Genomic DNA, 12,848 nt, shown 5'->3' on the forward strand with positions numbered 1-12,848 from the left:
CATCTGCGACCGGGGGAACTGCGTCGTCACACGGGGAGGGGGAGCGTTCGCCGTGCCCAACTGGCCCCTCGATGCTCGTTTTCGAGCCCCATTAGCGAACGTCGGCCCCCTGGTCTCCCTCCACATGCAGGAAGGGATGCCCCCTTGCGCTCCAGACCCCGAGGGTTCCCCAGACCGACACCGATAATGAAGCGGGCCGGCCTGACCCGACTCCTTCCGCTCCCTCTCGCCGCCACCCTCCTCACCGGCCTCGCCGTGAGCCCGGACCTGCTCACCCGGCCCACACCCCTCAAAGCGGCTCCCGCGGGTGACTCGTCTCCCTGGATCGAGGACACCCCCTCAGAGCAACTGCGGCAGGACCAGTGCCTGATGACCGACGTCCTGCGTCTCGGCGGTCCGGCCATGGCTGCCACCGCCCAGGACGGCCTCAACCAGCCCGCCGACAAGCTGCACACACTCGCCGACCGACAGCACTGGCAGAACACCCCGCTGGCCACGGCGTACGAGACGGACCGGGATGCGGCTGCCAAGGAGGTGAACGCCCTCAACGCCCTGCGAGACGGCTGGGCGAAGCCCCTCAGTGGGCTGACCAACCCGGCCGGCTTCACGGTCGCCGACTTCCAGTGGCCGCCCGACGGCAGCGACGGCAAGCCCGGCTTCTACACCCAGACCGGCCTGTCCCAGTGGATCTCCGACCGCTTCTGGCAGGACGAGGGGAGCTTCTACAAGGACCCCACTCCTGTCGCCGACGCGGTGACGCGCAAGGCCGTCAGCGACCTCGGCACCCCCCTGTACGGCAAGGATCCGGACCCGAGCCTGCCGAGCGACCAATGGAACCGGGCCCTCGCCGAGCGCGACGCTTTCCGGTGGCTGAACGGGGACTCGGCCAATCCCGCTGGCGCCGACGACGCCCGCATCTTCCTGGCCTCCGGAGGCTTCCCTCGTAGCGCTCCGCAACAGGGCTCCCCCGAATACCGCATCGCGGTCGAGGATCTGAAGTCCCGCTTCTCCGCCTGCGCTTGGCGTGACCCGCTCGATCCCGGCAACGCCCTCAGTGATGTCACCGCCACCGCAGCGTCAGAGTGGCAGCAGGAGATCACCTCTCAGGCCACCCAGCGCAACCAGATCTTGAATGCCAACAAGGACGCCACCAAGGCTCTCGCCACCGGAGCGAAGGCTCTCGGTGACCTGATCGGTCACTCCTGGAGCGCCGACCACCTCGCCCGCTGGCAGGACTACTGGTCCGCCGGCGGCGTCGGCTACATCGGCGATGCGCCGACAACGATCGAGGTGGACGGCAAGAAGGGTATGTGCCTCGATGCGGCGGGCGGCGGCACGGCCAACGGCACCGTGGTCCAGATCTACACCTGCAATGGCTCTGCCGGGCAGAAGTGGACGGTCGAGGGCGACGACAAAGGCCTCCACCTGCGCAACGTCAAATCCCTCAAGTGCGTCGACGTCTCCGGGAACAACTCGGCGGACGGCACGAAGATCCAGCTCTGGACGTGCAACAGTTCCCCGGCGCAGACCTGGGAGTACAACGTCCGAGCCAGTACGCCGCTGAAGAACGTGGGCACGGGCAAGTGCCTGGACCTGAAGACGTACGACAACAGCCAGGACTCCCGGCTGTGGACCTGCTCCGGCGGCACCCCGCAGAAGTTCACCATCAAGCCGTCCGGCCACAACGGCACGGTTCCGCCGAAGGCGCAGTTCGACAAGGCCAAGGCCGGCATCACGGCCACGCAGACGGGCGCGGCGAAGCAACTCGTCGCACTCAAGGCGCAGCTCGCCGCCGCGAAGAAAGCCGCCACGGCCAGCGACACGGCCGAGCAGGCCGCCTACGCCATCGCCGATGGCAATGGCGCGCCTCGCGGTCGCGGCCTGCTCGTTGGCCAGCAGAAGGCACAGGTCACCAAGGGTGCGGTCGCTGCGCTCGAGGCGATGGTGAAGGCCGGCGAGACCGCCGAGGCCGCCACCCGCGCCTCCGCCGCCGACAGCCAGACCATCGCGCAGCGTGCGCTGGCGCAGGCCGCGCAGGTAAAGGCGGAGTTCCGTAAGAAGGCCGCGGAGACGGCCGAGTTGCAGGCCAAGGCCGCGGCCGACGCCGCGAAGCTGCACCGGGACAACGCCAAGAAGGACAAGGAGACCGCGGAGGCCAAACTCGCCGTGGCCCTGAAGGCGGAGGGTGAGGCGAAGGCGGCCGCAGACGAGGCGCACGCGAGGCGCCTGGCTGCCGAGGCCGAGGAGAAGACGGCCAAGGCGGAGAAGGAGAAGGCCGCCGCCAAGCAGGCCGAGGCCGCCCAGCACAAGAAGAACGCCGACGCCGAGGCGACCAAGGCGAAGAACGCCAAGGAGAAGGCCGAGTCCTCCGAAGCCACGGCAGTTCAGCGGAAGAACGACGCCGTCAAGGCCCGCGACCACGCCAGGGCCATGCGGGACGATGCCTGGGATGCCGAACAGAAGGCCGACGCCCTGCGTGCCAAGGCCGACGCCAAGACCGCCTACGCCGACTCCTTGGACGCGGGCGAGGCAGCCGACGCCGCCCGCGCCGCCGCCAATGACGCCGACAAGCACGCGGACAACGCCGAATCGGCCGCCACGAAGGCCCGTTCGGAGGCCGACGCAGCCACCAAGGCAGCTGCAGACGCGGACGCGGCGGCCACCCGCGCCGAGGCGGCTGCCAAGCGGGCGCGTGCCGATGCCGATGCCGCGCAGGCCGCGAAGCTGAAGGCCGACGCGGCGGTGAAGACCGCGACCAGCGCCGTTGCCGACGCGATCAAGGCCTCGCAGCACGCCGCTTCGGAGGCCAAGGCAGCGGTCAAGCTGGCCGACGAGGCGGAGCAGGAAGCCAAGGCCGCCAAGGGGCATGCGGACGAGGCACGCAAGGAGGCCGCCAAGGCCGTTGTCGCCTCGGCGAAGGCCGCGGGCTTCGCCCACGTCACCGCCCAGGCCGCGGTGGACGCGAGCAAGGCCGCCGCGCAGGTCGCCAAGCCGGCCAACGACGCCATCCAGCTCGGCTCCCCGTACGTCACCACCGACTCGGCCGCGGGCCTGGTGGTCCTGACCGGGCAGGCGTCGAAGACGATCGCCGAGCAGCAGAAGGCCGTCGCCGAGGCCCACGCCAAGAACGCCCAGGAGGAGGCCGCCGCATCCAAGGCGATCGCCGACCAGGCGAACGGCGACGCGAAGGCCGCCTATCAGCACTCCGCGAACGCCGCCAAGCACGCCTCGGACGCCCGGGGTTACGCGAAGGAGGCCCTCGGCTACGCCGCCGACGCTGCCACGGCCGCATCCAAGGCCGCGGCATCACTGGCCCGCACGATCGAGTACGACCGCCAGGCCACCGCGGACGCCGCAGCTGCCGACAAGGCAGCCGGCCGCGCCGAAGGCTACGCGAAGGAAGCCCGCGACTCCGCCGACCAGGCGGCCCTCGACGCCGAAGCCGCCCGCAAGGCTGCCTCGGAGGCCGAGGAGGCCGCCAAGGACGCCCGCGCCGCCGCCGACCGCGCCGACACGGCTGCCACCGAGGCCGAAAAGGCCGCGAAGGACGCCGACAAGTACGCCAAGGAAGCCGAGGAAGCAGCCGACAGGGCCGAGAAGCAGGACAACGGGCATCAGATCGAGACTGGAACCGTCGTCGGCGAGACCGGTGCCGCCATCGGTGGCATGTTCTACGTCGTCGACCATCTTGAGACGATCGGCGATCCGCAGGTTGTGAAAAAGACGGACGGCTGCGACGGCTGGTACGACAAGCTCGTCTACAAGGGCGACTGCACGATCACCTCGAAGATCCGGTTCAAGGCGGTCCTCGACCTGTACATGTGCACCGCGCAGGATCTGGACCCGATGCGGTACATGTGCCCCGCCAGCGCGACGGTGTACCTGGGCGAGCACAGGACCAAGGAACTGTCCACCGAGGTCACGCACAACATCACGATCGCGGAATACAACAAGAACATCGACCCGGTCAACATCCTTTTCGGCGGCTGGATCAAGTGCATCCAGAAGATCACCCCGGGCGGTGCGGGAGGAAGCTGGGGCGGATGCGCCTGGGCAGCCGTGGATGTCGCGAGCCTCTTCGCGGGCAAAATCCTCAAACCCGTCGCGGACGCCGTCAGGGCAATGGACGCCGCCATGCGGACCGGCATTGGCTTCGCCGACGCCTACAAGGCCCTTCGGGCCCTCGGTCTGGCCGAGGAAGTCGTCTTCAACATCGGGGTCAAGGGACTCGACGGAGTCGTCAAGACCTGCCTCAAGAGCGCCCCCACGCCTCTAGTCTCACGAGCGGCCATGGCCGCAGAGGGATGCCCCACGGGGTTGATCCGTTACAACAGCGACGAGTTGAGCCGGTTGGCGTACCAGTTCAGGAAGGATTCCGGGTTCTACGAGGGGGACCACAACGTCGCTGTCGCGAAGGTAAAGGGATGGAACGATCCCAAGACCGGTCACTTCATAGTCGCCAGCAGCGGCTTCAACGGCCACTCGGAGACAACGATTCTGGCGAAGCTGAAGGAAAAGGGATTCAAGGCCGAGGACATCGAGGCTCTGTACACTGAGCGTCAGCCCTGCCCGAAATGTGCTGACGAATTGACCGATAACCTCAAACCGGGCACACCGGTCACTTGGTCGGTCCCCTACCACCCGGACTTCGCGGACGCGGCGAGAGAACTGCTGGACAAATACGTCAGGCAGGCCGACGGGAGGCGTGCAGCACGCGCTGCGACGACCGACCAGCAGGGCGAGGAGCAAGAGGTCCATGACTGAGTCCGAATTCGACCTACACCCGAAGGCCTCACCGGAGGTCATCAAGGAGCGCCAGGCGCTGGCCGAGCGCGTGTGTCGGGAACTGCAACGCGCCGGTCTTCCTGTGTACCGGGGTGACCTCAGCGGTGAACCACACAGTCGGCCTGGTGTGGACGTGCACGTTGCGCCTTTCCTCGAAGGCGGGGTTTACGCGGACTGGCGCACAGAAGCGGAGTTGAGGGATGCTGCTCTCGATCTCTTCTCGCAAGGGATCGACTACTCGAAGCCGCCTCCGATCGTCCGCCACCACAAAACGGTGCTCAACCACATGCAGGCCGCTCTGCTGGGGATTCTCACCTCGGCGGGATTCGAGGTCGAAGAACCAGACAGACACGGGCACGGAAGCATGGTCCACGTGAAGGGCCTCCGGCGCTGATCGATCCGCTTCTCAGGACCCGCCGAAGCCGAGCTGTACTGGCTTCGGCGGGGCCTGCCGCACTCACCGGCCGAGCTTGACCACCATTCGGCATGACCGACCCAGCCACCACCCGTTCAAACTCCGTAAACAAGTGGCGCGGTCTGAGAAGCCAGTTGAAGGCGACCCGCGACGGCGACGCGTTCACCGTCCGGCTCACACCCCGTCAGGCGTCGGCGATGTACGAGGCGCTGAGCTATCTGCGCCGGCGCGACTCCCGTGACACGGAGCTGACCCTGTTGGTCGGCGCGGGACGGAGGCGGTCGACGCGCTCCTGGAACGTCTGGCCGGACGGCACATGGAGTCACGCGACTTCCGGCTCACCATCGAAGAGCTCCATATGGTGCACAGCGCGCTGACCGCCGCCCCCCACCATGTTCATCGAGCGCGGTGGCCTCTTCGCGCGGGAGCCGTTCCACATCCGGCTGGGTTTCTACCGGGAGAACTTCGACGCCCTGGCGTATGCCGTCGTCCGCGCGGCGGCCGAGGCGTGGCACCCGGCGCGAGCCGCTGAGCGCACAAGGACGAGGGCGCCCCCTGCTCCAGGGGGCGCCCTCAGTGCCGTGGCTCGGCGGTCAGTCCCGTGCGCCGCCGCCCAAGTGGTGAACCCGGACCATGTTGGTGGTGCCGGGCACGCCGGGCGGGGAGCCGGCGGTGATCACCACGATGTCGCCCTCGCTGAACAGGCCGAGTTCGACGATCTTCTGGTCCACCAGGTCGACCATCTCGTCGGTGCTGTTCACGAACGGCACCACGTGCGGCTCCACACCCCAGCTGAGCGTCATCTGGTTGCGGGTGTCCTCGTCCGTGGTGAACGCGATGATCGGCTGGGCGGCGCGGTAGCGGCACAGCCGGCGGGCGGTGTCACCGGACTGGGTGAAGGCGACCAGGCCCTTGCCGCCGAGGAAGTCGGCGATCTCGCAGGCCGCGCGGGCCACCGAACCGCCCTGCGTACGCGGCTTCTTGCCGGGGACGAGGGGCTGGAGGCCCTTGCTGAGCAGCTCCTGCTCGGCCTCCGTGACGATCTTCGACATCGTCTTGACGGTCTCGATCGGGTACGCGCCGACCGAGGACTCCGCCGACAGCATGACCGCGTCGGCGCCGTCCAGGATCGCGTTGGCCACGTCGGAGGCCTCGGCGCGGGTGGGGCGGGAGTTGGTGATCATCGACTCCATCATCTGGGTCGCCACGATCACCGGCTTGGCGTTGCGGCGGCACAGCTCGATGAGCCGCTTCTGCACCATCGGGACCTTCTCGAGCGGGTACTCGACGGCCAGGTCGCCACGCGCGACCATCACGCCGTCGAACGCCATCACGACGTCCTCCATGTTGGCGACCGCCTGCGGCTTCTCCACCTTGGCGATGACCGGGACGCGGCGGCCGACCTCGTCCATGACCTTGTGCACGTCCTGCACGTCGCCCGCGTCCCGCACGAAGGACAGGGCGACCAGGTCGCAGCCCATGCGCAGCGCGAAGCGGAGGTCCTCGACGTCCTTCTCGCTCAGCGCCGGCACGTTCACGGCCGCGCCGGGCAGGTTGATGCCCTTGTGGTCGGAGACGACGCCGCCCTCGATGACGATCGTCTTCACCCGCGGGCCCTCGACGTCCAGGACCTTCAGTTCGACGTTGCCGTCGTTGATGAGGATCTGGTCGCCGCGCGAGACGTCGCCGGGCAGCCCCTTGTAGGTCGTCCCGCAGATGGACTTGTCACCCGGGACGTCCTCGGTCGTGATGACGAACTCGTCACCGCGCTCCAGCTCCACCGGGCCCTCGGCGAAGGTCTCCAGCCGGATCTTCGGCCCCTGGAGGTCGGCGAGCACACCGATGGCCCGGCCGGTCTGGGCGGAGGCGGCCCGCAGGCGCTCGTACCGCCCCTGGTGGTCTTCGTGCGTGCCGTGGCTGAAGTTGAAGCGGGCCACATTCATGCCCGCCTCGATCAGCGCGACGAGCTGTTCATGGGAGTCGACCGCGGGGCCGAGAGTACAGACGATTTTCGAACGGCGCATGGGACGATCCTATCGGTTTGTTTCGCTACGGAATATTCCGTCTGGCGGAAGATACAAATGAGCTGCGCTTTGCTCAGCCGTGTTACTCAGGCGTTCTCTTCGACCAGTGCGTAGGTCTGCGTCGCGATCTCCAGTTCTTCATCCGTGGGCACCACGGCGACCGCCACCCGCGCGCCCGCGGGTGAGATCAGCCGCGGCTCGTCGGCGCGTACGGCGTTCAGTTCGGCGTCCACCAGGAGGCCCAGCTGTTCCAGGCCCGCCATGGCGGCCTCCCGTACCGGCGCCGCGTTCTCGCCGACCCCGGCCGTGAACGCGACCGCGTCCACCGTGCCGAGCACCGCGTAATAGGCGCCGATGTACTTCTTCAGTCGGTGAATGTAGATGTCGAAGGCCAATTGGGCCCGCTCGTCACCCTCGTCGATCCGCCGGCGGATCTCCCGCATGTCGTTGTCGCCGCACAGGCCGATCAATCCGCTCTTCTTGTTGAGAAGAGTGTCGATTTCCTCGATGGACATTCCTCCAACACGCGCCAAATGGAAGATGACGGCGGGATCCATGTCACCGGATCGCGTACCCATCACGAGCCCCTCCAAAGGCGTGAGCCCCATGGAGGTGTCCACGCAACGGCCGCCACGCACGGCCGACGCGGACGCCCCGTTGCCGAGGTGCAGCACGATGACGTTCATGTCCTCCGGCGCCTTGCCCAGGAGCCTCGCGGTGGCCCGGGAGACGTACGCGTGCGAGGTGCCGTGGAAGCCGTACCGGCGTATGCGGTGCCGGTCGGCGGTCTCGACGTCGATGGCGTAGCGGGCGGCCGACTCCGGCATCGTGGTGTGGAACGCGGTGTCGAACACGGCGACCTGCGGCAGGTCCGGCCGCAGCTGCCGGGCGGTGCGGATGCCGGTGAGGTTGGCCGGGTTGTGCAGCGGGGCGACCGGGATCAGCCGCTCGATCTCGGCGAGCACGGCGTCGTCGATGACGGTCGGCTCGGTGAAGTGCTTGCCGCCGTGCACCACCCGGTGGCCGATCGCGGCCAGCTCGGGCGAGTCGAGCCCGAGGCCGTCCTTGGCGAGCTCCGCCGACACGGCCTTCAGGGCGGCTTCGTGGTCGGCGATGGGCCCGGTCCACTCCCGGGTCTCACCGCCGCCCGACAGAGGGGTGTGCCTGAGCCGGGAGGCCTCCTCGCCGATGCGCTCGACGAGCCCCACGGCCAGCCGGCTGCTGTCCCGCATGTCGAGCAGCTGGTACTTCACCGACGACGAGCCGGAGTTGAGGACGAGGACGCGGGTCGCGCTCACTGGGCGGTTGCCTTCTTCTCGCTGGAGGACAGGGCGGGGGACTGGGCCTGGATCGCCGTGATGGCGACGGTGTTGACGATGTCCTGGACGAGGGCGCCCCGGGACAGGTCGTTGACCGGCTTGCGCAGACCCTGCAGGACGGGGCCGACGGCGATCGCACCGGCGGAGCGCTGCACGGCCTTGTAGGTGTTGTTGCCGGTGTTGAGGTCGGGGAAGATCAGCACGCTGGCCTGGCCGGCGACCTCGGAGTCCGGCAGCTTGGTCGCGGCGACCGACGGCTCCACGGCCGCGTCGTACTGGATCGGCCCCTCGATCTTCAGGTCGGTCCTGCGCTGCCGCACCAGCTCCGTCGCCTCGCGCACCTTGTCGACGTCGGCGCCCGACCCCGACGTACCGGTGGAGTACGACAGCATCGCGATCCGCGGCTCCACGCCGAACCGCTGGGCGGTGGCCGCCGACTGGATGGCGATGTCGGCCAGCTGCTCGGCGTTCGGGTCGGGGTTCACGGCGCAGTCGCCGTAGACGAGCACCTTGTCGGCGAGGCACATGAAGAAGACGGACGACACGATGGAGGCGTCCGGGTTGGTCTTGATGATCTCGAAGGCCGGCCGGATGGTCGCGGCCGTCGAGTGGACGGACCCGGAGACCATGCCGTCCGCGAGCCCCTCCTGCACCATCAGGGTCCCGAAGTAGTTCACATCGCTGACGACGTCGTACGCCAGCTCCACCGTGACCCCCTTGTGGGCGCGCAGCTGGGCGTACTTCTCGGCGAAGGCGTCGCGCAGCTCGCTGGTGGCCGGGTCGATCAGCTGGGCGTCGGCCAGGTCGATACCGAGGTCGGCGGCCTTCTTGCGGATCTGGTCGACGGGGCCGAGGAGTGTGAGGTCGCAGACGTTCCGCCGCAGCAGCACCTCGGCGGCGTGCAGGACGCGGGCCTCGGTGCCCTCGGGCAGCACGATGCGCCGCAGGTGCGAGCGGGCCTGCTCCAGGAGCTTGTGCTCGAACATCATCGGCGTCACCCGGTCGCTGCTCGGCGCCGAGACGCGCTTGATCAGGTCGCCGGTGTCGACGTACCGCTCGAAGAGGCCGAGGGCGGTCTCCGCCTTGCGCGGGGTGGCCGCGTTCAGCTTCCCCTCCAGGGAGAAGAGCTGCTCGGCGGTGGGGAAGCTGTAACCGGGCACCGACAGCACGGGGGTGCCCGGCGCGAGGCGGGCGGCGAGGGTGAGGATCTCGTCGCCGGGCCGCTCGTCCAGGGTGAGCAGCACCCCGGCGATCGGCGGGGTGCCGGCGCTGTGCGCGGCGAGGGCGCCGACGACCAGGTCGGCGCGGTCGCCCGGGGTGACGACCAGGGCGCCCGGGGTCAGGGCGTTCAGGAAGTTCGGCAGCATCGCGCCGCCGAACACGAAGTCGAGGGCGTCGCGCGAGAGCCCGGAGTCGTCGCCGAGCAGCACCTTCGCGCCGAGGGCCTGGGAGATCTGGGCGACGGTGGGCGCGGAGAGGGCGGGCTCGTCCGGGACGACGTAACAGGGCACGGGCAGCCGCGACCGAAGCCGCTCGGCGATCTCGTCCCGGTCGTCCCGGGCGACCCGGTTGGTGACCATGGCGAGCACGTCACAGCCGAGCCCCTCGTACGCCCGGTAGGCGTTGCGCGTCTCGGCCAGCACCGCCTCGGTGGTCTGCTTCCGCCCGCCGACGACGGGTATCACGGACGCGCCGAACTCGTTGGCGAGCCGGGCGTTGAGGGACAGCTCGTCCGGGAGCTGGGTGTCGGCGTAGTCGGTGCCGAGGACGAGGACGACGTCGTAGTCGCGGGTGACGACGTGGAACCGGTCGACCAGCGTGGACACCAGCTCGTCGGTCCCGCGCTCGGCCTGGAGGGCGGACGCCTCGTGGTAGTCCATGCCGTAGACCGTCGCCGGGTCCTGGGACAGGCGGTAGCGGGCACGCAGCAGCTCGAACAGGCGGTCGGGGGCGTGGTGCACCAGTGGCCGGAACACCCCCACCCGGTCGACCTGGCGGGTCAGGAGCTCCATGACCCCCAGTTCGACGACCTGGCGGCCGTCGCCGCGGTCGATGCCGGTCACGTACACGCTGCGCGTCACGCGTGCTCTCCGTTTCGTCTGTCGGCGGCTGTTCGTGTGTCGGTGGCTTGGCGGAGCCTTTTGGGTGGTTCCGATCCGATCACAGGGTCGCAAAATCGCCCACAGGGGTGAGCGAAACCCTCTTGACAATACCCTTGCAGATGGATAAGGCGCCCGTCAGGATCGAGGGTCGGACAGGGGTGGCGGGAGGGCTGGAAGGGCCGGGATCAAGGGTCGAACGGGGCAGATCCGGACGCATTGGGCGGAAGCGGTATCGTCTCGGGGGACGTGAAACAATCGGATTGGCTCACCGGTATCCACAGCGAGCAGGAGACACAGCACGATGCGTATCGGAGTTCTCACCGCAGGCGGCGACTGCCCCGGCCTGAACGCCGTGATCCGGTCGGTCGTGCACCGAGCCGTCGCGCATTTCGGCGACGAGGTGATCGGCTTCGAGGACGGATACGCGGGCCTGCTGGACGGCCACTACCGCAACCTCGACCTGGAGGCGGTCGGCGGCATCCTGGCCCGCGGCGGCACCATCCTGGGTTCGTCCAGGCTGGAGCGCGACCGGCTGCGCGAGGCCTGCGACAACGCCCCCGACATCGCGCGCGACTTCGGTATCGACGCACTGATCCCGATCGGCGGCGAGGGCACCCTCACGGCGGCCCGCATGCTCTCGGACGCGGGTCTGCCGGTGGTCGGGGTGCCCAAGACGATCGACAACGACATCTCGTCGACGGACCGCACGTTCGGCTTCGACACGGCGGTCGGCGTCGCCACGGAGGCGATGGACCGCCTGAAGACGACGGCCGAGTCCCACCAGCGTGTGATGGTCGTGGAGGTCATGGGCCGCCACGCGGGCTGGATCGCCCTGGAGTCCGGCATGGCGGCCGGCGCGCACGGCATCTGCCTGCCCGAGCGTCCCTTCGACCCGGCCGACCTGGTCAAGATGGTCGAGGAGCGCTTCTCGCGCGGCAAGAAGTTCGCGGTGATCTGTGTCGCCGAGGGCGCCCACCCCGCCGACGGCACCATGGACTACGGCAAGGGCGAGATCGACCAGTACGGCCACGAGCGCTTCCAGGGCATCGGCACCGCACTCGCCTTCGAGCTGGAACGCCGCCTCGGCAAGGAGGCCAAGCCGGTCATCCTCGGCCACGTCCAGCGCGGTGGCACGCCGACGGCGTACGACCGGGTCCTCGCCACCCGCTTCGGCTGGCACGCGGTGGAGGCCGCGCACCGGGGCGAGTTCGGCAAGATGACCGCGCTGCGGGGCACCGACATCGTGATGGTGCCGCTGGCGGAGGCGGTCACCGAGCTGAAGACGGTGCCGAAGGACCGGATGGACGAGGCGGAGTCGGTGTTCTAGCGCCGGGCGCCCCGCCCTCCGGGGGCATGGGAGGGAGCGACCACTGAGGGTTCAGCGGCCCCTTCCCTCGACCGCCCCCCAGAAGTGCTCCACGATGCGGTCCAGGAACGCACGGCCGCCCTCGCTGGAGTCGCTGCCGCCACCGCCCCAGCTGAGCGTGGCGGCCATCTGCCCCTGGTAGTTCTGGTGCAGGGCCTGCAGGGTGTCCCCCAGGATGCTCCGGTCCAGGGGCACCATCTTGCCGACCGGCCGTACATACGCCTGCCAGCGCGTCGTCACGGCGCTGCGCAGCAACTCCGCGAGCTTGGTCTCGCGGCCCGTGACCGTGATGAAGTCCGGCAGCGACAGGCCGAGGACGTCGGCGAGCGCGGCGGACTGCCGCTCGGTGCCGCGCCACTCGTCGTGCTCCTCCATACGGAGATACACGGGGAGCTCGTGCCCCACGGTGCGGGCCACGTCCTCGGGGGCGAGCCCGCGGGCGATCCGGTGCTCGCGCAGGGTGCGCGGTTTGCCGAGCAGCTCGGCGGGCGAGCACCACAGCACGCCCGCGAGGGCCGTGAGCTCGTTGTTGGCGGGCGAGGCGAGCCCGCGCTCCCAGGCGACGACGAGGTCCTGGGTGACGTAGGGGAGTCCGTACGAGGCTCGCATCCCGTAGGCGACGTGTTCCGGCCCCATGTTGAGGGCGGCGCGCAGTCTGCGGGCGGCGGGGGCGTTGAAGGGGGGAGCGGGCTGGTTCTGCGGGCGGGGACGGTGAGGCTGGTTCGGTTGAGCTGGGGGTCGGCGCACGGCCACAACGTAGGCGGTGCGGAGTGGGGTGGCTACGGTCTGTTCGGCCAGGATCACGGATCGTAGGAAGATACGGCTACTGGTGGGTTC

7 protein-coding genes are annotated in these 12,848 nt (G+C 69.1%); 3 read left to right on the forward strand and 4 right to left on the reverse strand.

The features are described from left to right. The first annotated feature begins 369 nt into the window (after positions 1-369). Entirely contained in the window at positions 370-4,764 is a 4,395-nt protein-coding gene (locus AQI70_RS29760) for an RICIN domain-containing protein (protein ID WP_244181881.1), read from the forward strand. Continuing rightward, a complete protein-coding gene (locus AQI70_RS29765; protein WP_062155453.1) occupies positions 4,757-5,179 on the forward strand; it encodes a hypothetical protein in 423 nt (140 codons plus the stop codon). Before AQI70_RS29760 ends, AQI70_RS29765 begins: the two co-directional genes overlap by 8 nt. 614 nt (positions 5,180-5,793) lie before the next feature. Here AQI70_RS29765 and pyk read toward each other — a convergent pair. The 3 genes from pyk to pta all read right to left on the reverse strand — a co-directional run bounded on the left by pyk (position 5,794) and on the right by pta (position 10,624). After that, positions 5,794-7,224 (reverse strand): pyruvate kinase, encoded by a 1,431-nt coding sequence (gene pyk / locus AQI70_RS29770; RefSeq protein ID WP_062155455.1) that lies wholly within the window; start codon positions 7,222-7,224, stop codon positions 5,794-5,796. Positions 7,225-7,310: 86 nt separating this feature from the next. Then, positions 7,311-8,522, reverse strand: a complete 1,212-nt coding sequence (locus tag AQI70_RS29775; protein WP_062155457.1) for an acetate kinase — start codon at positions 8,520-8,522, stop codon at positions 7,311-7,313. Further along, complete coding sequence (pta, locus tag AQI70_RS29780; protein ID WP_062155459.1) at positions 8,519-10,624, reverse strand: phosphate acetyltransferase; 2,106 nt, start codon at positions 10,622-10,624, stop codon at positions 8,519-8,521. Before pta ends, AQI70_RS29775 begins: the two co-directional genes overlap by 4 nt. A gap of 322 nt (positions 10,625-10,946) precedes the next feature. Between pta and AQI70_RS29785 the strand changes: the two genes are divergently transcribed. Further along, on the forward strand, positions 10,947-11,972 hold the full coding sequence (locus tag AQI70_RS29785) for an ATP-dependent 6-phosphofructokinase (RefSeq protein WP_062155461.1): 1,026 nt from the start codon (positions 10,947-10,949) through the stop codon (positions 11,970-11,972). A 51-nt stretch (positions 11,973-12,023) separates the two neighbouring features. Here the strand turns inward: AQI70_RS29785 and AQI70_RS29790 are convergent, their stop codons facing one another. Next, entirely contained in the window at positions 12,024-12,758 is a 735-nt protein-coding gene (locus tag AQI70_RS29790; RefSeq protein ID WP_079051542.1) for a helix-turn-helix transcriptional regulator, read from the reverse strand. Between the last annotated feature and the right edge of the window lie 90 nt (positions 12,759-12,848).

The organism is Streptomyces curacoi (genome assembly GCF_001513975.1).
Lineage (GTDB): Bacteria > Actinomycetota > Actinomycetes > Streptomycetales > Streptomycetaceae > Streptomyces > Streptomyces curacoi.